The 313-nt window shown below is 49.2% G+C and carries 2 tRNA genes; both read right to left on the bottom strand.

The features are described from left to right. Window positions 1–103: 103 nt before the first annotated feature. Window positions 104–179, bottom strand: a tRNA-Ala gene (locus ACK59L_RS21560). Window positions 180–203: 24 nt separating this feature from the next. Continuing rightward, window positions 204–280: transfer RNA gene (locus ACK59L_RS21555), tRNA-Ile, on the bottom strand. Window positions 281–313 lie beyond the last annotated feature (33 nt).

The raw sequence follows: 313 nt of genomic DNA, 5'->3' as shown, positions 1-313 counted from the left end.
AAATTTTTAAAGAACGATCTGACAAAAGTCAGAAATCAACATTCACACCGGAATGTTCATTTCTGTATTCTGAACAGTGCTGCAAACCTGAAGCCTGAAGGATTGGTGGAGCCAAGCGGGATCGAACCGCTGACCTCCTGCGTGCAAGGCAGGCGCTCTCCCAGCTGAGCTATGGCCCCGTATTCTACGGCTGAACCAAGTAATGGTAGGTCTGGGCAGATTTGAACTGCCGACCTCACCCTTATCAGGGGTGCGCTCTAACCAACTGAGCTACAGACCTATAACAGGGTCGCTTTACAACATCGTCTTTTAC

The sequence above is a fragment of the Pseudomonas sp. KCJK9111 genome (assembly GCF_046231935.1).
Lineage (GTDB): Bacteria > Pseudomonadota > Gammaproteobacteria > Pseudomonadales > Pseudomonadaceae > Aquipseudomonas > Aquipseudomonas parafulva_B.
The sequence above is the reverse complement of the archived record's forward strand: the minus strand, read 5'-3'. Positions and strand labels throughout refer to the sequence as shown.